Source organism: Brevundimonas sp. DC300-4, from assembly GCF_049897365.1.
Lineage (GTDB): Bacteria > Pseudomonadota > Alphaproteobacteria > Caulobacterales > Caulobacteraceae > Brevundimonas.
Genome location: NZ_JAFCWC010000003.1, coordinates 420450 through 437166 on the forward strand (window position 1 = coordinate 420450; position 16717 = coordinate 437166).

Annotated in this window: 18 protein-coding genes and 1 tRNA gene; 11 read left to right on the forward strand and 8 right to left on the reverse strand. The window is 64.2% G+C overall.

The features are described 5' to 3' along the window. Positions 1 to 63 precede the first annotated feature (63 nt). The 3 genes from ACP7AZ_RS07780 to msrA all read right to left on the reverse strand — a co-directional run bounded on the left by ACP7AZ_RS07780 (position 64) and on the right by msrA (position 3760). The gene (locus ACP7AZ_RS07780) at positions 64 to 2637 is read right to left on the reverse strand and encodes a TonB-dependent receptor (protein ID WP_426037680.1); all 2574 of its coding nucleotides are present in this window, start codon (positions 2635 to 2637) and stop codon (positions 64 to 66) included. Between the two features lie 115 nt (positions 2638 to 2752). Then, positions 2753 to 3094, reverse strand: a complete 342-nt coding sequence (locus ACP7AZ_RS07785; RefSeq protein WP_426037682.1) for an MmcQ/YjbR family DNA-binding protein — start codon at positions 3092 to 3094, stop codon at positions 2753 to 2755. An 18-nt stretch (positions 3095 to 3112) separates the two neighbouring features. Continuing rightward, positions 3113 to 3760 (reverse strand): peptide-methionine (S)-S-oxide reductase MsrA, encoded by a 648-nt coding sequence (gene msrA, locus ACP7AZ_RS07790; RefSeq protein ID WP_426037684.1) that lies wholly within the window; start codon positions 3758 to 3760, stop codon positions 3113 to 3115. A gap of 148 nt (positions 3761 to 3908) precedes the next feature. On the opposite strand from msrA, the gene ACP7AZ_RS07795 reads away from it, so the two are divergent. From ACP7AZ_RS07795 to ACP7AZ_RS07835, 9 genes are all read left to right on the forward strand, one after another. Then, positions 3909 to 3998, forward strand: a tRNA-Ser gene (locus tag ACP7AZ_RS07795). A gap of 163 nt (positions 3999 to 4161) precedes the next feature. After that, complete coding sequence (locus ACP7AZ_RS07800; protein WP_426037686.1) at positions 4162 to 5379, forward strand: tyrosine-type recombinase/integrase; 1218 nt, start codon at positions 4162 to 4164, stop codon at positions 5377 to 5379. Continuing rightward, positions 5372 to 5764, forward strand: coding sequence for a hypothetical protein (locus ACP7AZ_RS07805; protein ID WP_426037688.1), 393 nt, complete (start codon positions 5372 to 5374; stop codon positions 5762 to 5764). The genes ACP7AZ_RS07800 and ACP7AZ_RS07805 overlap by 8 nt, the downstream gene beginning before the upstream one ends. Positions 5765 to 5860: 96 nt before the next feature. Further along, positions 5861 to 6109 (forward strand): helix-turn-helix transcriptional regulator, encoded by a 249-nt coding sequence (locus tag ACP7AZ_RS07810; protein WP_426037690.1) that lies wholly within the window; start codon positions 5861 to 5863, stop codon positions 6107 to 6109. A gap of 122 nt (positions 6110 to 6231) precedes the next feature. Further along, the gene (locus tag ACP7AZ_RS07815) at positions 6232 to 8502 is read left to right on the forward strand and encodes a DUF5906 domain-containing protein (RefSeq protein ID WP_426037692.1); all 2271 of its coding nucleotides are present in this window, start codon (positions 6232 to 6234) and stop codon (positions 8500 to 8502) included. 281 nt (positions 8503 to 8783) lie between these two features. Then, positions 8784 to 9266 (forward strand): phage terminase small subunit P27 family, encoded by a 483-nt coding sequence (locus ACP7AZ_RS07820; protein WP_426037694.1) that lies wholly within the window; start codon positions 8784 to 8786, stop codon positions 9264 to 9266. Beyond that, positions 9259 to 9672, forward strand: coding sequence for a hypothetical protein (locus ACP7AZ_RS07825; protein ID WP_426037696.1), 414 nt, complete (start codon positions 9259 to 9261; stop codon positions 9670 to 9672). Before ACP7AZ_RS07820 ends, ACP7AZ_RS07825 begins: the two co-directional genes overlap by 8 nt. Next, complete coding sequence (locus tag ACP7AZ_RS07830; protein ID WP_426037698.1) at positions 9669 to 9890, forward strand: hypothetical protein; 222 nt, start codon at positions 9669 to 9671, stop codon at positions 9888 to 9890. Before ACP7AZ_RS07825 ends, ACP7AZ_RS07830 begins: the two co-directional genes overlap by 4 nt. Before the next feature lie 295 nt (positions 9891 to 10185). Further along, positions 10186 to 11394 carry a phage major capsid protein gene (locus ACP7AZ_RS07835; protein WP_426037700.1) on the forward strand — a complete coding sequence of 403 codons (1209 nt, stop codon included), beginning with the start codon at positions 10186 to 10188 and terminating at the stop codon, positions 11392 to 11394. A gap of 90 nt (positions 11395 to 11484) precedes the next feature. On the opposite strand, the gene ACP7AZ_RS07840 is transcribed toward ACP7AZ_RS07835, so the two are convergent. Both ACP7AZ_RS07840 and ACP7AZ_RS07845 read right to left on the reverse strand, forming a co-directional pair. Beyond that, a complete protein-coding gene (locus ACP7AZ_RS07840) occupies positions 11485 to 11760 on the reverse strand; it encodes a hypothetical protein (protein ID WP_426037702.1) in 276 nt (91 codons plus the stop codon). A gap of 76 nt (positions 11761 to 11836) precedes the next feature. Continuing rightward, positions 11837 to 12355 carry a surface-adhesin E family protein gene (locus ACP7AZ_RS07845; protein WP_426037704.1) on the reverse strand — a complete coding sequence of 173 codons (519 nt, stop codon included), beginning with the start codon at positions 12353 to 12355 and terminating at the stop codon, positions 11837 to 11839. 102 nt (positions 12356 to 12457) lie between these two features. On the opposite strand from ACP7AZ_RS07845, the gene ACP7AZ_RS07850 reads away from it, so the two are divergent. Together ACP7AZ_RS07850 and ACP7AZ_RS07855 are read left to right on the forward strand one after the other, a co-directional pair. Then, a complete protein-coding gene (locus tag ACP7AZ_RS07850) occupies positions 12458 to 12943 on the forward strand; it encodes a hypothetical protein (protein WP_426037706.1) in 486 nt (161 codons plus the stop codon). 282 nt (positions 12944 to 13225) lie between these two features. Then, complete coding sequence (locus ACP7AZ_RS07855; RefSeq protein WP_426037708.1) at positions 13226 to 14104, forward strand: hypothetical protein; 879 nt, start codon at positions 13226 to 13228, stop codon at positions 14102 to 14104. 458 nt (positions 14105 to 14562) lie between these two features. On the opposite strand, the gene ACP7AZ_RS07860 is transcribed toward ACP7AZ_RS07855, so the two are convergent. Genes ACP7AZ_RS07860 through ACP7AZ_RS07870 form a run of 3 tightly spaced genes read right to left on the reverse strand, consistent with a single transcriptional unit; the run spans position 14563 to position 16568 of the window. Continuing rightward, positions 14563 to 16158: a recombinase family protein gene (locus ACP7AZ_RS07860; RefSeq protein WP_426037710.1), complete on the reverse strand. Its 1596-nt coding sequence runs from the start codon at positions 16156 to 16158 to the stop codon at positions 14563 to 14565. Continuing rightward, positions 16151 to 16396 (reverse strand): DUF2924 domain-containing protein, encoded by a 246-nt coding sequence (locus ACP7AZ_RS07865; RefSeq protein ID WP_426037754.1) that lies wholly within the window; start codon positions 16394 to 16396, stop codon positions 16151 to 16153. The genes ACP7AZ_RS07860 and ACP7AZ_RS07865 overlap by 8 nt, the downstream gene beginning before the upstream one ends. Continuing rightward, positions 16353 to 16568 carry a DUF2924 domain-containing protein gene (locus ACP7AZ_RS07870; RefSeq protein WP_426037712.1) on the reverse strand — a complete coding sequence of 72 codons (216 nt, stop codon included), beginning with the start codon at positions 16566 to 16568 and terminating at the stop codon, positions 16353 to 16355. Before ACP7AZ_RS07870 ends, ACP7AZ_RS07865 begins: the two co-directional genes overlap by 44 nt. Positions 16569 to 16717 lie beyond the last annotated feature (149 nt).

Here is a 16717-nt window from a genome sequence, read left to right on the forward strand (position 1 = left end):
AGGCAGGCAACGGAATTCGTGATCTGGACCCCGCCCTCCGCCGGAGGGCACGGAAGTAAAGGTTCAGTAGCGGAACGTGACGGTCGCGCCGTAGGTCCGGGGCTCGCCGGCAATGAAGGTCGGCAGGCCGAGGCTGTCGCCGGTGTTGCCGGCGTCCTTGATGAACTCTTCGTCCAGCAGGTTGTCGCCGAACGCCTCGACCGACCAGTTCGCGCCGTCGGGGACATAGCGGACCCGCAGGTTCAGCAGGCCGTAGCTGTCCTGGAACTCGTCGACGATCCGGTCGGGCACGAAGCCGGTGGTCTGCAGGTTGGTCCGGTCATTGTTGTCGTCGAAGAAGACCTCCGACTGCCAGCTGTAGGTCGGCTGGATTTCGAAGGTGCCGCCCGTGACGGGCAGGCTCACCAGGGCGCCGATCGAGACGCGGTGGTCGGGCGACAGGCGCAGGCGGTTGCCGTCTCGGGCGCCCGTCTGGAAGCGGGCGTGGTTGTAGCCATAGGTGGCGAACAGATCGAGCCAGTCGCTCGCCATCCAGCTGGCCTGGCCCTCGAAGCCATAGGCCTCGGCTTCACCGGCGTTGGTGGTGATGAACTGGGTGCCGACCTGCTCGGTCGTCTGGAAGTTTACATAGCTGTAGAAATAGACCGCGCCGTCCAGGCGGACGCGGCGATCCATCAGCGCCGACTTGAAGCCGGCTTCGTAGCTATCGACGGTCTCGGCCGGGACCTCGGTAAAGATCGGCGCGCCGTAGGGGGTCGAGGGCACGGTTACGGCCAGCACGGCCGGGCGCCGGCCGCGGGCGTAGGTGGCGTAGAGGCTGGCGTGGTCCGAGACGGCGTAGCGGCCGGTCAGGCGGTAGGTCAGGCCGTCGTCCTTCAGGTCGCGAGCGGTGACGCCGCCGTTGCCGGCCGTGGGCTGGAAGGTCAGGCCGAACAGCGGGAAGGCCGCGGACGCGGGCGCGTTGGCGGCGCCCGGGGTGGCCAGCTGTGTCACCAGACCGTTGGCGAAGGCACCGAGCGCGCCTGCCTGCGCCAGGGCGGCCGGGGTGCCGACCGCGATCAGGGCGTTGATCTGGCCCTGCAGCTGCTGCACCGCCAGCAGGCCCCCGGCGATGGAACGGCCGTTCAGGACCGAGGAGCCGAACGCCGTGGTCTTCTCATCCGAGGTGTAGCGAACGCCGGCGGCGAACTCGAGCCGGTCGGAGGGCTTCCAGGTCAGGTCGCCGAAGACGTCGAACGACTGCAGTTCGGTGTTGGTGGCGGCCGTCTCGATGTGGCTGGCCTTCAGGTTGTTGGCGATCCCGGCGCGGGCCGCGGTCGGGATGCCGAGCCCCGCCAGCAGCGGCTGCAGGAAGGCTTGCGACCCATAGACCGAGCGGGGCAGGGCGGTCGGCAGGACGGCCAGCGGCGTGCCGTCCAGGATGCCCGCCAGCTGGGCCAGGGCCAGGCGTTCGTCGATCTCGATCGGCGAGGACGACTGGTTCTCTTCGCGGAAATAGCTGGCGCCGACGAAGCCGGAGAAGGCGCCGCCGTTATCCCAGTTCACGCGGAGCTCCTGGCTCCACTGCTCGCCGTCGGAGATGCCGATGCCGGTCAGGATCGGCAGGGAGATGCCGTCCGGGTCGAAGGTCTCGGCCGTCTCGAAGGTGCGATAGGCGCTGACCGAGTTCAGCGTCAGGCTGTCCGACAGGTCATAGCGGACAAGACCGGTCACGCCCCAGACTTCGCGGTCGATGCCCAGTTCGCTGCCGCCCGGGATATTCGACCCCGGCGTCAGGGCGGCGGGAGAGCCGGGATTGCGGTCCGTGCCCAGGACCGCGCCCGTGTTCGGATCCTGCGGGTTGTAATAGATCGAGCGGAAGCTGACGCCCGAGGGCGTGTCCTGCTGGTAGTTGGCGATCACGTCGACCCGCAGGGCGTCGGTCGGCTCGAAGGCGGCCAGGGCGCGGAAGGCCTGGGTATCGATGCCGTTGTAGTTGCGACCGTCCAGCAGGTTCTCGACATAGCCGTCGCGGGTCTTCATGCGGGTGGCGAAGCGGAAGGCGGCCGTGTCGCCGACCGGCGCGTTCAGCATCAGCTCGACCATGCGATAGTCGTAGTTGCCGATGGCGGCGCGGCCCTCGGCGGCGAAGCCGTCGAGATCAGCCTTGGTCTGGATCACATTGATCGCGCCGATCAGGGCGCCGCGCCCGTACAGAGTCGATTGGGGGCCCTTGGAGACCTCGACCCGGTCGACATCGAACAGTTCGACGAAGGCGCCCGGCGCGCGCGAGATGGAGACGCCGTCCTGGTAGATCGACACGCGCGGCTCATCGGAGGCGCCGGTCGAGTCCGACGTCAGGCCGCGGATCACGAAGCCCGGATTGTTCGGCGACTGGTTCTGGACCAGCAGGCCGGGCACGAAAGCCGACAGCTCCTCGAAGTCCTGAACGCCGAGCCCGTCCAGGAACTCGCCGCTGTAGGCGGTCAGGGCAAACGGGACCTCGATCGGGTCCTGGGCGCGCAGCTGGGCGGTGACGATCACCTCTTCCAGCTGGGACGTCTGGTCCTCCGACACCTGGGCGTTGGCGGAGGTAGCCAGCGCGCACGCGGCGGCGCAGCCCATAAGAATGGTTCTGGAATGAGTGCGATTGAACATGACAGCCCCTGTTGCTGTCCTGCTCTCTAGCCAAGCTTGGCGGCGCCCGAGCGACGGGGCGATGATGGAGCGGTGACGCTTGGGGCGGGTTCGGACGGCTCGTCGCCGAATGGTCTCAGAGGCCCAGTCCGGCCCGCGCCTTCTTGGTCAGTTTCGCCGCCACAATCCGGTGGGCGATGGCGAAATGCTCGGCCAGTTCGTCGTCATCCCAGGCCTCGGGATGGGGCAGGTTCACCCACTTCGCCCGGGCAAGATAGGGCGCCGGGCGCGCCCTGCCGGTCTCGGTCAGGACCTCATAAGCGATCTCCGAGACCTTGAACGACACCCCGCCCTGTTCGCCGGCCATTACGAACATCTTGCCGCCGATGCGGTAGGCGTCGTGATGGTCGGCGAACGGATGGTCGAGCGTGACCCCGGGCAGGGCCAGGCAGACTTTACCTATGCCCGCCCTATCCATGAAAGGACGGGGCCAACCTCAGGCCTCGACGCCGACGCCGATCGGGCAGACGACGCCCGTCCCGCCGATGCCGCAGTAGCCCTCGGGGTTCTTGGCCAGATAGCCCTGGTGATAGCCCTCGGCGAAATAGAAGGGTCCGGCCCCGGTGATCTCGGTCGTGATCTCGCCGCGACCGGCCTTGGTCAGGGCGCCCTGATAGGCGTCGCGCGACGCCTCGGCTTCCTGACGCTGCGCGTCGTTCAGAGTGTAGATGGCCGACCGATAGGTCGAACCGACGTCATTGCCCTGGCGCATGCCCTGGGTCGGATCGTGCCCCTCCCAGAAGGTCTTCAGCAGTTCGGCATAGGAGATTTCGGCCGGATTGAAGACGACCTGGACCACCTCGGTCTGGCCGGTCAGCCCGGTGCAGGTCTCCTCATAGGTCGGGTTGGGCGTGACCCCGCCCGAATAGCCCACGGCCGTGACCCAGACGCCCGGCAGCGACCAGAATTTGCGCTCCACGCCCCAGAAACAGCCCATGCCGAACACGGCGGTCTCGAACCCTTCGGGATGCGGCCCCTTCAGCGGGCGGCCGTTGACGAAATGGACCTGATCGGTCGCCAGCGGCGTCGACCGGCCGGGCAGGGCCGTGGCGGCGGTGGGCAGGGTGGTCTTGTGGCTCAGCATGGATGCGATCCGTGAGAAAAGGGACATGGCGATCATATGGGAAGGCCCCGCGGTTTTGACCAGCGCGGCGCTTGCCCAGAGCGCCCGGCTGTTCTATCAGCCCTCCCTCCCCGGGCGACCTCCCGGGCGTTAGCCCTCGTGGTGAAACGGACAGGTGGCGGAGTGGTCGATCGCGCACGCTTGGAAAGCGTGTGTAGGTGAAAGCCTACCGAGGGTTCGAATCCCTCTCTGTCCGCCACGGCTTGCGCCGCTTACACCCGACATCACCCGTTAAGCGCATTGAAACCCAAGACTTTTCTGCCAAGTTGGGCCTGCCCTTAGCCGTTAGCGACCGTTAAGTTTCTTGTTGATCCGAGAGCCAAAACAGGGGTTAAGACGGGGGTTAGGAACGAGGTGCTCCAATGCCCGCCGAGAAGCTGAACGCCCGCAAGGTTGATGCGCTGAAGGCCCCCGGACGCTACGGCGACGGGCGCAACCTCTACCTCCAGATCACGCCGGGCGGAGGCAAGTCTTGGGCTTTGCTCTACACAATCAATGGGCGGTCGCGGCAAATGGGCTTGGGCCCCCTGGAGTTCGTGTCGCTTTCTGAGGCCCGAGACGCGGCCATAGAAGCCCGCAAGCTGATCCGGAAGGGCATTGACCCGCTGGAGGCCAAACGGGTTGGTGTGGCCAGCCCTGCCGTCCTGACGTTCGAGCAGGTCGCGGAACAGACCCTGCGCTCCCATGAGGCAAAATGGACAAGCACCCGTTCGGCGACCCAATGGAAGGCGTCGATGCGGGATTATGTTTACCCGCACATCGGCTCCCGCCCGGTGGACGCGATCGTCACGAACGACATTTATGCGCTGCTGGAGCCGATCTGGGCGACGAAAAAGGAAACCGCACGACGGGTGCGCGCCCGCATTGAACAGGTGCTCGACGCTGCCACGGCGCTAGAGCTTCGGCAGGGGCCGAATCCGGCCAGGCTGCGCGGCAACCTCAAGCATCTGCTGCCGAGCGACGGGAAGAGGGTCCAGAAGCACCATACAGCCCTGTCCTACGCCGATCTCGCGGGTTTCATGACCAACCTACGGGGACGGGTCGGTGTCGCTGCCCGTGCCCTTGAATTCACAATCCTGACCGCTGCCCGCACGTCAGAAACGATCGGTGCCCGCTGGTCCGAGTTCGACCTCGAAGCGGGTGTCTGGGCCATTCCTGCCGTCCGCATGAAAGCTCGCCGCGACCACCGCGTCCCACTGACCCCCGCCGCGCTGGCACTGCTGAAAGCCTTGCCGCAAGCGCCGTCGCACGACTTCGTCTTCATAGGCCAGTCGAAGACCGGGGGCCTGTCCGGGGGCGGGATGGAGCGGGTGCTGGACCGCATGGACGTTGCGGTGACAGTCCACGGCTTTCGTTCGACCTTCCGCGACTGGGCAGCGGAAACGACGGCCTATCCCGGCGACGTCGTCGAGATGGCCTTGGCCCATGCCGTCGGCAACGCCGTTGAGGCTGCCTATCGCCGGGGTGATCTGTTCGAAAAGCGGCGGCGCTTGATGGAGGACTGGGCGACCTACTGCGCCATAGCACCGAAGGCCAAGACCGGAAACGTGGTCACATTGAGGGCTGGGACCGATGGCTGACGAAACCAAAAACGGAGTGCCACGCCCGGTGCTCAAGGCGCTGAGTGACTTGTCCCCGCACCTCCAACGGGTGCGAGATGGGAAGCGGCACTCTGATCCTCTAATCCGTGATGCTTGGGAGGCCATTGCGAAGCTGAACCCCGGCGACGCCCTAGACTTGCTGGCCCCACACCGAAACCCGGTTCCTGTGGGGCGACAGTCAGGCACGACTTACCTCCAGCGCGATGCGCCGCTGGTTGATGAACTGGAGCGCCGGGTCGCCGCTGGAGAGGACAAGGGCAAGGTGTCTGCAGAACTCGCTGCTCAGGCCCACGGAAACGCCACTAACGAGACGAAGGCCAAGCGCCTGCGCCGCTGGCTCAATGAGCATTCTGCGGGCGAATAAACCGACCTGATTTCTTCGTCCGCGCCAGTCGGACCGGAACCAGCTTTCTTCAGTTTCTGACGCCCGGTGAGCGTCGCTTGAAGCTGAGAAGGTTCGATGTCCCAGAAGGTTTACCGACTGAAAGAGTTGATGGACGTGGTCGGCTTGCGCCGCTCCGCTATCGCTGATCGCTTGGCGGCAGGGGACTTCCCCAATCCGATCCAGCTAGGCCCCCGCGCCAAGGGCTGGCTCGTCGATGAAGTCGACAAATGGCTGGCCGAACGGATGGTCGCCCGTGACGGCAAAGCTGCTGCCGTTAAGGCCGCTGCAGCTTCCAAGGCAGCTACCGATCAGGCGGCGGCATAGATGGACCGCCTGCTCCTGACCTTGGCGCTGGTGGCCCTGCTCGTGTGGAGCCTCGACGCTAGCCTTGCGCTGGTGCGGGCCTCTGACCGGGTTCGCCTGTCCCTCAATCGGGCGGGTGTGTGATGACAGAGCCAGCGCCAGAACTGACCGGCGAAGTCGTGCCGATCCGCAAACCCATATCCTCCATCGCTGAGGTTCAGGCCGTCGCTGTCTATCTCAAGCGCATCGGCGCGAGACCCCGGTCGTTCCGCACCGCCGTGGTTGAACGCAAAGAGGGCCGCTACGAGAAAACCCTCGCCACCATCCACTTCACTGCCACTGGACAGGTGGAGGCCCCGGACGGCTTCGAGCCGACCGACAGCGAGCGGGCGCTGATCCTCGACGCCGTGTCCCGCGTGACGTTCCCCACGCACACGCCGCTCGAGGCCCTGCATTCTCTGCCGCCTGAGCTGACCACCGCAGCTCCGGACAGCCTGTTCACGTTCTTCAATGACGATGGCCAGATTGTCATGCTCCAGCAGCGAGTGGAGTTGGCGGACGGCGGCAAGGCCTACATTCCGTGGACCTACTGGTCGGACTGCGAGTGGCGGAACATGGAGCCGGAAGGCCCGCTGCCGATCTGGGGTCTAGACCAACTCAAGGACAACGCCGTCGTGTTCATCCACGAGGGTGCCAAGGCCGCAAGAGCCGTCTTCGACCAGTGCGAGGGCAAAGGTGAAGTGACCCTGCCATGGGTCAACGAGGTGCGGCACGCGGCACATCTGGGCTGGATCGGGGGAGCCCACAGCGTCGGGCGCACCGACTGGGAGGCTCTGCGCGGCAAAGGCATCAAGCGGGCCTACATCGTGGCCGACAACGATGCCGAGGGTCGGAGCGCCGTTCCTACTATCTCACGCGAACTCGGCTGCACGGCCTTCCACGTCCAGTTCAGCGACGAATGGCCGGAGGGTTTCGACCTCGCAGACCCGTTCCCCAGAGAGATGTATGGCGAGGTCGATGGCGTGTCGGTCTATCGCGGGCCGTCATTCAGGTCGTGCTTGGCTCCTGCAACATGGGCGACCAACGAGACAATCGTGCCGCCCGAGACCCCGCGCGGCTCACCACGGCGTGTCCACTCCATTCGACCATCGTTCGCCACCCAATGGGCGTGGGTCGAAGATGTGGACCTGTTTGTCCACCGGGAACTGGGCCGCAAGCTCAAGCGTGATCAGTTCAACGCTTCGGTCCGCCCGTTCAGCCACATCAAGCATACGGCAGACCTGCTCCAAGGGCATTATGACGGTCAGACTGAGACGCTGACCTACCGACCCGACACCACGAGGCAGGTGATCAAGGACGATGGTAAATCGGCACTCAATCTGTATCGCCCGGCATTGGTCCAACCGCTCAAGGGCGACGTCCAGCCGTGGTTGGACTTCTTGGCCTATGTGTTCCCGGACAAGGACGAGTGCGACACCATTAAGCGATGGTGTGCCACCTTGGTCGCCCGGCCTGACATCCGCATGGTCTTCAGCCTGCTGCTGATCTCTGAGGTTCAAGGCATCGGCAAAACGACCTTGGGCACCATCCTCAAGGAACTGGTGGGGCCGCATAACGCGTCATTCCCCGGCGAGAGCATGATCGTGGAGACCCAGTTCAATGGCTGGCTCGCAGAGAAGCGGTTGATCATCGTCAATGAGATATATTCGAGCGAGAGCTGGAAGGCCTACAACAAACTGAAATCGTTGATCTCCGACGATTTTGTCGATGCCAACATCAAGCATCAGGCGACCTACACGATCCCAAACTGGGCGCATTTCTTCATGTGCTCCAACCACCCCAATGCCCTGAAGGTCGAACGTTCAGACCGGCGCATCTTCATCCCGACCCTGACCGAGACGCCATGGCCCAGGTCAAAGTTCGTGGAGCTGCGCAACTGGCTTGAGGCGGGTGGCTACGGGCGGATCATGGCTTGGGCTCAGGCCTATGGTGATTACGTCCAGCCCGGCCAAATCGCGCCAAAGAGTGTCAGCAAAGACCGCATCATTGCGGACAGCATGCGGCCCGACCGACGTGCGGCAGAAGAACTAGGGCAGGCGTTGATGGAGGCGGAACCGGGCAAGCCGGTCGAAGAGCATGCGTTCTTCGTGCGGGACCTCCGAAGCTGGATCGCTGACCAGATGGGCGTTCGCCCTGAGGACACGCGTCGCCTGAATGACCAAGTGCTTCTGGCTGGGCTCGTAGCAGGCGGGCTCAAGCTCACGCCTCGGACTGACCGGCTCAAGGTCGGCAAGGTTCGCCACATGGTCGCTGCTACGTTTGACTTCGGCCCGGATGACCACCCCAAGCTCAGAGAGATGTTGCGGAATAATAGCGCCGACACACTGAGGGAGTTGCTTGATGACAGCTTCTAAAGGGGGTCCGGGGGTCCGGGTTTTACCTGTTCTCCTTTTTGTCGAAAGAAAGAAGGTAAAGGTAACGGAGAAAGAGAAAGAAAAGGAAGAACTGGAAAATCCCGGCCCCCCGGACCCCTCGTCACCACAGCCTCGTCATCGAAAAGAACAAATCATAAACATCGACCAACCGCCCACGACCCCCTCCCCCCCATTGAAAGCTCCCGTGGCCCAGCTCTCGGCCCGGCGCGGGCCAAAAACACGTGCGCCCGCGATATCCGCAACATTTGGAGAACTACCCCATGGGAACTAGAGGCAGACCGCCCAAACCCGTTGCCCTCCGCCTGATTGAGGGCAACCCCGGCAAGCGAGCGATCAAGGACGACGCACTCAAAATCGGCGGGCCTCCGACGCCCGGCAAGACCCTCCGCGCCGAGACCCGCGCCATTTGGGACCGGCTGGTGAAGTTCATGCCCGCTGGCGTCTGGAACTGCTGCGACAGCGAGTTGCTCATGGCCTACTGCAATATCGTCGCCCTCCACGAACGGGCCACGGTCGCGCTGAATGCCGCCCCGTCCATCACGGTCACGAACCGCAACGGCGAACCCTCCCTCAACCCTTTAGTCCGCATTCAGATGGAAACGGCGGCCAAGATGGCCACGCTTGGGGCGCGGCTCGGACTGGACCCGCTCGCCCGTCAGTCGATCAAGGCCCCGGCAGAACCCAAGTTCAACAAGTTCGTCACGCGCGACACCTTCTCCGACCCCGAGGACGGCGATGATTAGCAGGGAGAGGTCCACCTTCAACCGGGCAATACGACCCCTGACGCCTTTCGAGTGGGACTACCTCACCGGAAACATAGGTCCCGACGACTGGCGGCGGCGCTGCCCCACTCTGCGGCACGTCTTCGCCTCGCTGGAAGCCGATCAATGCCAGGACGGATCACCGATCACTGAGGAGCTTTGGCAGACCCACCGCTACGAAATCTTGCGCGAATGGAGCCGGGACCGGCCCGGCGAGCGCCCTGCCGTGTTCTTCAAATACGACGCACCCAAGGACCGCCTGTCCGGCGAGACCGACGTCCAGTTTCTGGACCGCCACGACCTGCTGACCTTCGGAGAACGCAGACGCCTTTCCGGCATAGCTCACGCCCGGCCCGGCGCGAGGTTCCGCTTCAAGGAGCGCACATGACCGACCACACCGACCTCGCCACCCGTTTCACGGCCATGTGCCTCAAGAACCGGACCGCCAAAGGCCTGCCGATCGAGCCGCTGGCCCAAGCCTTCACGGCTGCCGGTCTGACCGTCGCCGCCGCCCGCGACACCCCCGCCGTCACCGCCAACGCCCTGCGCGATCTGGCCGACGACATCGAAACGGCTAAAGCGCCGCCCAGCCACGGAAGTTGTTGATCCCGATGTCCGGCAGAACGAAACTCACCCCAGGAACAAGGGTGTCCATGACGGACTCTGGCCGCCCCTGTCGCATGACGGACTCTGCGACGCCGCCCGCTCGACGTGACCAAGATCGGCTCACCGTCTCAGAGGGAACAATGCTGCGCCGCTCATGCCCGGTTCTCGCCGCGCTGACGACCGCCGCGACCCTCCGCGACTGCGAGATCCAGCTCTGCCCGCACGTCTCCCGCTCCCACGCCCGGTCCTTGATCAGAAACGCCAAGGCCCGGTCACCCTCTTTCTGGAGAAGAAGATGAAGTCCGCCCTCAATTTCGCCACCGCGCCCCGCGCCTTGATGGGTTCGCCTCGCGCCAACGCCACCCCCGCCGACATGGTGCGGCAGCTGAACGCCTCGTTCGCGGATCACAGCACCCGCCTCAACGCCCGCATCGACGGTCTGGAAGCCGGGCTCCAAGATATGAACGTCCGATCCGCCGCTGGGGACATGAACGGCGGCATGGTCGCCGCCATCGCCCCTGACCCCGAATACTCGCGCCTGTTCGCGTCACACATCCGCACCGGTCAGGGCGAGCAGGAAATCCGCACCGCCAACGCGACCGGCGAACGCGCCCTGATCCAAGCCGCCCTCAGCACCGGCGACCCGTCGCAGGGCGGGGCCATCGCCCCGACCGAATGGGACCGTCGCGTCATCCAGAGCCTGCGGACGTTCAGCCCAATGCGGGCGCTCGCCACCATCGTGAACACGACCCAAGGCGCATTCAGCACCGTGTTCGCGGACGGCCTGCTCGGATCGGGCTGGGTCGGTGAAACTGCGGCCCGTCCCCAGACCACCACGCCCAGCTTCGCCCCGCTGGTCTTCCCGCATGGCGAAATCTACGCGAATCCGGCCGCGACCCAACGCATCCTCGATGACGCCGGGTTCGACCTGGAGAACTACCTCGCCAACGAACTCGCGGCCACGTTCTCGGTGCAGGAGGGCATCGCCTTCATCACCGGTGATGGTGTGAACAAGCCCAAGGGCTTGCTCCAATACCTCGCACCCGAGGCCCATCCGGGCGGCGCAATCCCGCAGGTCGCCAGCGGCGTGGCAGCAGAGATCACTCCTGACTCGATCCTCGCCCTGATCTACTCCCTGCCGGCCCCCTACCGGGCCAACGCTTCGTTCCTCATGTCCAGCGAGACCGCCTCAATCCTGAGCCGCTTCAAAGACACGACCGGACGGTTCATCTGGTCCCAGAGCCTCGCCGTCGGTCAGCCCTCCACGCTGGGAGGCTTCCCGGTCTACACGGATGAGAACCTGCCCGGCATCGCGGCTGGCTCGACGCCCATCGTATTCGGCGATTTCAAACGCGGCTACCTGATCGCTGATCGGACCGGCATCCGCGTGCTGCGAGACCCCTACACCAACAAGCCCTACGTCACCTTCTACACCACCAAGCGGGTCGGTGGCGGCGTGTTGGACCCCAATGCCCTGAGACTGCTCCGCGTCAGCGCAGCGTAATCAGAGGTTCTGAGATCGCGGCGGGGCTTTGCCTTTCGACCGTCGCGTGAAGTGCGGCCCCCAGTCAGTTGGCACTGGTGCTGGGGGCCGTTATTCCTCACGAATATCCGCGCAGCGTGGGCACTCCCCGTCCGCAGCCAAGTCCAACTCGTCCTTGATTGCGGGCATTACGTCTTCCCGCATCCAGAGCGAGCCGTCACTTTTCATAATGTTCGTGGCCAGTGCATAAGCACGGCGCTCCGCACCTTCGTCGCCCACGCGAAGGATCACGGTGGGATGGAGAGCGCAGGCCTTAACCGCCCCCGACTTCATGACAGCATATCGCGCGGCGGATTCGACGGTGTCGTGGTGATCGTTGATCGACATGATAGTTTTCTCCTCTGAAACCCCGTGACTTTCTACGTTGAGATTGGCGTTGGCGACCTAGTTCCGAGACAGCCTCTCAAGGCTTAATGCGCTGGGCCCAACCCACAACGTCCTCTTGGGTGAACAAGAACGTGCCTTCACACGCCGCTGCTGTCTGCGCCGCACTGAGCTGCCCGGGCCGGTCGAAAATCCATGTCGCTTGAGGGCGTTCCGCGTTGGTCGCTGGTCCTGTCAGATTGTTGCCTGGGTATATGCTGATTGCCACCAAACGCGCACGTCCAGCGCTGCAATCGGCCTCTCGAAGCACCAGCACGGAACGGCCGTTAATCGTCGCCGCACTTTCTGCTTTGAGATATTCCCACCTGAACCATGCCCGGGCCAAGCTGCCTGTACGCCGGAGTGTGTCCCTCTCCATCGCAACAATCAGCTCTGGAGCCGACCAGACAATACTGCCCGGAATGACGTCGATATTCTCAACCGTCCACCGAATCGTATCCTCGCCTTCGGCGGGCCACGGCGGCTGAAAGCCATCCTGCGCAATGGCGGCTCCTGCCCCAAGCCAAAGGGCGACAACACCGGCCAATACTTTCAGCATTTCAAACTCCTCGGCCGCATGTAGCTATCGCATTCAATCATAGATGTTTCCACCCAGCCATATCTGGCGCTTAGTCGGTTCATGCATCCACATGAGGCGACGATGACCGACCACCTAGACTCCACCCCGCAATACCTGTTCTCCGAAGTCGCCACGCGGCTGGGCGTGAACACTGCCACGGCCACGGCATGGCGCACCGCTAAGCACTTCCGTGTTGACCCCCAGAGCGACGCTCCCGCGACCAAGGGACTGCCCCACCTCCTGTCCGAGCGGGACGGGGTTCGCCTGTCGATCATGGCCGCCCTAGCGGCTCAGGGCCTGCCCCTGACCGATGCGGGCGCAGCGGCCAGCCGGGTGGCAGACGGACCACTCGCCTGCACGCCCGGCCCGGCCTTCCTCCTGGTCCGCAGCGGCTCCCGCGCCGAAGTCGTGGGATCAATCGACGCCGCCGCCCTCACGGCGGATCAGCACGCCTTCACGGTGCTCAATCTGGCCGAACGCGTCGCCCTGACGCGTCACGCCCTCGCAGGCCTGCCCAAGCGCCTAGGCGCAGGGTCCGCGCTCCACCGGCAGAAGGAGGCAGTGTGATGGGGCTCCGAGCGGACGGCTCGTGGGTATCGGCAGACGGCAAGTTTTGCCGGAGCCGTGACGAGTATGTGGCTGACCACTGCCGCGATGAACGCGACTACCGTCAATACACCTCCGGCCAGAGGATTAGCCTCGGCCAATGGAAACAAATCTGGCCGTCCACGACGCGACACCGGCACGTGATGCAGCGCCTAGAGCGAGCATCCACAGACGGATAACGGGTGCGGGTCGCAAAAGCCGGGCGGCCCATCTACCCTCTGCCATGGCCTTCAAGGATGGTGCATGACTGGATTGGTAGAAGAGTTACAGCGCGAAGCACTCGACCCGAACGTTCCGGTTACTCAGCTGCTCCGCAAGGCCAAGGTCGTGGCCGTAAAGCTGAAACTGGACATGGTGAGCGACTGGCTTGATGCAGAGCTCAACGGCTACGAGGACGCGAGCACCGTACCAGAATACCGGGTTCAGCCCGGTCATGCCAAATGGTTCAATTCAGTTCATGGCTGGCTGCCGATCGAAGGCCCATCATCGACTATGGACAAGCTGAGCTACCGGAAGATCCAGCAACCCATCAGCAGCCTTGAAGAGTACGCGCGTCGGTCAGATAGCGAGTGGTACGTGCCGTTCTCGCAAGAGATGATCAAGGCGATGTTCGGCAAACAGCCATACCCACCGAGTCAAGCCGGAGTGTTCTTGGATATTTCGCGGTTTGTCGAAATCGTGGACCGCGTGCGAGGAAAAGTCTTGGACTGGGCTCTGGACCTCGAGCGAGCTGGCATCACCGGCGAGGGGCTCAGCTTCTCAACCGTCGAACAGCAGAAGGCTTCACACGTGACCATCAAGATCGAACAAATGCACGGCAACCTTTTGTCGGGCGATGTGTCCGGCCCTAACGCCCGCGCCAACTTCGGCTCGACCGACAACTCCACTAATCAGATCGTTCATGGCGATGTTTTCGGCGACCTCAGAGCCGCTATTGAGAGCGGGGTGTCGGGGGATGAGAAAGCCCCCCTGTTGGCGGCTGTAGCGGACATGAAAGCCAAGCAGGGCGGCTCTGGGTTCGTCGACGCCTACCAAAAGTTCATCACGTCAGCGGCTAACCACATGCAGCTGGTCGCGCCCTTTCTACCTGCCCTAACCACTTTTGTAGCCGCTGCCCAATAGAGGGGCTGAAACAGGGGTTGAGCCTGTTTTGTCGCGTATTTCCTAACGTTTTCAACGGGGGTTGGCGGCCTCTCTGTCCGCCATCGTCTGGGCCTTTGTAATTGCTCAGGAATTTCTTTCAAAACTCCCTTTGAACAGGCCCTGTATTGTGGCCGTTTCCTTATACTCGTCCCTGATTCCTCGGCCCGATTCCCGTGTGTTCCGGCCTCTTGCGGCCTGCGTGTCTCTGCGCGTCGAAGATCCGGTGGAGTTTCCCTGCTAACAGGGAATGATCAGGGAAGTTTTGGTCGCGTTTTCACAGTGCGGATGGCCTGCCCCTGGCGCAAACCCCCGCCCTGACTGGACGAGAGTCGTCCGGGCAATCACCGGTGCCTGCTGCAAGCAGGGAATTTCGTGATGTCGAACAGGGAACGATCACACCGTGATCAGGGAATTACTGCCTCAGCAACAGGGATGCCTCAGGCTGTCATAGCCTGGCGCTGGTCATCCCAGCACAGCGACAGCGGCTTATATCGCAGCGCCTCAAGCGTAAGCCCGCCGGGCTGAGCCCCGCCGAGGATTGCGGTCTGCAGATCAGGAGCGAGGAAGGCCAAGCGGATCAGGATGCGTTCGTAGGCGTCGTCGGGTGCCTTGCAGACGTAACCTTGTGCATCGGTGCAGGCCTCCAGGACGGCGTGCGCCTTACGCAATCCTCGCGCCAGAACCGGATCGAAGCGGGACGGCAGGACGCCGCCCGGGGTGATGTGGATCTTGCCGCCCCGGAACTGCATCCGCCGCCGCGCCCGCAGCCACCAGCGCCCGTTCTCTGCAATCCAGGTCTCATCGGGGGCGAGCCTGGATGCGATGGCCTCGAACATCAGGTCGGCCTCTCGCACGGTCGGTGCCATGGCTTTGACGTCGAAGGCGATGTGGATGGCGCGGGGATGGATCTCGACCCGGACGATGCGATCGGCCGCATCGTCGTGGCCGGGCAGCAGGCGAGAGGCCATCTGGCGGATGGTGCTCTCCAGGGCGATGGCGGGAACGCGCCGAATGGCGTCGGGGCTACCCGGGGTCGGGCGGTTCCGCTGCACGCTGGAGGAGACATAGTAGCGGAAGATCTGGCCACTCTTGCCCCTCGCGGTCGTGGGCGTCATGGCCACGCCGTCCATGTCGAACAGGCGTCCCTTGAGCAGGGCCGTGTGATCGGGCTTGGCTTGATTGATTGTCATAGGCCGGGTGCGCAGCTTCAGCTCGGCCTGGACCCGGTCGAAGATCTCCCGGTCCACGATCGGCGTGTGGTTGCCGGGGTGGACCAGGGCCTTGTGCGGGATCATGCCGACATAGGTCGGGTTCTTGAGGATGTGGCTGATCGCCCCGCGATCGAACGGCAGCCCGCCCATCGCCCGGCCCTTGGTCGTGGTCCAGGCCTTGGAGAGCCGGCCCTCGGCGTTCAGCTCGGCCCACAGCAGGCCAACCGACTGGAGGGCGAGGTAGCGATCGAAGATGTGTCGGACCAGCTTGGCCTCGGTCTCGTTGACCTCGAGCGCCCGGCCTTTGGGGGCGTAGCCCAGGGGCGGGGTGCCGCCCATCCACATCCCCTTGGCCTTGGACTGGGCGATCTTGTCCCGGATTCGCTCGCCGGTGACCTCACGCTCGAACTGGGCGAAGGACAACAGCACGTTCAGCGTGAGCCGGCCCATGGAGGTGGTGGTGTTGAACGACTGGGTCACAGAGACGAACGAGACGCCGTGCTTATCGAATACCTCGACGATGCGGGCGAAGTCGCCGAGCGACCGGGTCAGCCGGTCGACCTTGTAGACCACCACGATGTCGATCTTCCTGGCGACGATGTCGGCCAGCAGCTGCTTACGGCCGTCCCGCTCCATGGTGCCACCGGAGATGCCGCCGTCGTCATAGGCGGTCTTCAGCGTCATCCACCCCTCCCCCGCCTGGCTCTTAACATAGGCCTCGCAGGCGTCCCTCTGCGCATGAAGGGAGTTGTAGTCCTGCTCCAGACCCTCCTCCGAGGACTTGCGGGTATAGATGGCGCAGCGCAGCTTGGGCTTAGACACCGGCCTTGCCCTTCAGGCCGAAGAACAGCTGGCCGCTGCGCTTGGTCCCGGTCACGGCGAAGGCCACGGCCGACAGGGTGGTGAAGGTCCGCCCCTGCCACTGGAACCCGCCGTCGATCGCCACGACCTGATGTGTCACGCCCCGGAAGTCCCGGGTGATCACCGTGCCGGGCGCGACCGTAGAGCCGAGCCCCTTAGGGGACCGAGCCGGTCTTGATGCGCCGCCGGGTCGCGGTATCCAGTCCGCCGAACGCCTCGGCCTGGATGCGCCAGGCCAGCATCAGGCTCATCAGCTCGACAGAGCGCAGTCGCGGCGGGCGACCATAGCGTGTTCGCCACGCCGCACGCAGACCTTCGAGGTCCAGGGCCGCCAGGCCGCGAACCTCCGTGTTGATCGCCGCGCGATCCATCAGCTCGCGTTCGCCGCGGCCAGACGATAGTGAACCGCCCCGGGTTTGCCGGAGGCCTTAACTCCTGAGAGGAAGAGGCCATGACAAGCAAGACGACGAACAAGTTCTCACCCGAGGTTCGCGAGCGAGCGGTCCGGATGGTGGTGGAT

Bases quoted from the DNA above. Each gene is read 5' to 3' on its own strand.
- ACP7AZ_RS07840 (WP_426037702.1), bottom strand. From the start codon at position 11,760: ATGTCGATCAACGATCACCACGACACCGTCGAATCCGCCGCGCGATAT.
- ACP7AZ_RS07805 (WP_426037688.1), top strand. From the start codon at position 5,372: ATGGCTGACGAAACCAAAAACGGAGTGCCACGCCCGGTGCTCAAGGCG.
- ACP7AZ_RS07855 (WP_426037708.1), top strand. From the start codon at position 13,226: ATGACTGGATTGGTAGAAGAGTTACAGCGCGAAGCACTCGACCCGAAC.
- ACP7AZ_RS07830 (WP_426037698.1), top strand. From the start codon at position 9,669: ATGACCGACCACACCGACCTCGCCACCCGTTTCACGGCCATGTGCCTC.
- ACP7AZ_RS07825 (WP_426037696.1), top strand. From the start codon at position 9,259: ATGATTAGCAGGGAGAGGTCCACCTTCAACCGGGCAATACGACCCCTG.
- ACP7AZ_RS07820 (WP_426037694.1), top strand. From the start codon at position 8,784: ATGGGAACTAGAGGCAGACCGCCCAAACCCGTTGCCCTCCGCCTGATT.
- ACP7AZ_RS07785 (WP_426037682.1), bottom strand. From the start codon at position 3,094: ATGGATAGGGCGGGCATAGGTAAAGTCTGCCTGGCCCTGCCCGGGGTC.
- ACP7AZ_RS07835 (WP_426037700.1), top strand. From the start codon at position 10,186: ATGAAGTCCGCCCTCAATTTCGCCACCGCGCCCCGCGCCTTGATGGGT.
- ACP7AZ_RS07810 (WP_426037690.1), top strand. From the start codon at position 5,861: ATGTCCCAGAAGGTTTACCGACTGAAAGAGTTGATGGACGTGGTCGGC.
- msrA (WP_426037684.1), bottom strand. From the start codon at position 3,760: ATGCTGAGCCACAAGACCACCCTGCCCACCGCCGCCACGGCCCTGCCC.
- ACP7AZ_RS07850 (WP_426037706.1), top strand. From the start codon at position 12,458: ATGACCGACCACCTAGACTCCACCCCGCAATACCTGTTCTCCGAAGTC.
- ACP7AZ_RS07870 (WP_426037712.1), bottom strand. From the start codon at position 16,568: ATGGATCGCGCGGCGATCAACACGGAGGTTCGCGGCCTGGCGGCCCTG.
- ACP7AZ_RS07800 (WP_426037686.1), top strand. From the start codon at position 4,162: ATGCCCGCCGAGAAGCTGAACGCCCGCAAGGTTGATGCGCTGAAGGCC.
- ACP7AZ_RS07780 (WP_426037680.1), bottom strand. From the start codon at position 2,637: ATGTTCAATCGCACTCATTCCAGAACCATTCTTATGGGCTGCGCCGCC.
- ACP7AZ_RS07845 (WP_426037704.1), bottom strand. From the start codon at position 12,355: ATGCTGAAAGTATTGGCCGGTGTTGTCGCCCTTTGGCTTGGGGCAGGA.
- ACP7AZ_RS07815 (WP_426037692.1), top strand. From the start codon at position 6,232: ATGACAGAGCCAGCGCCAGAACTGACCGGCGAAGTCGTGCCGATCCGC.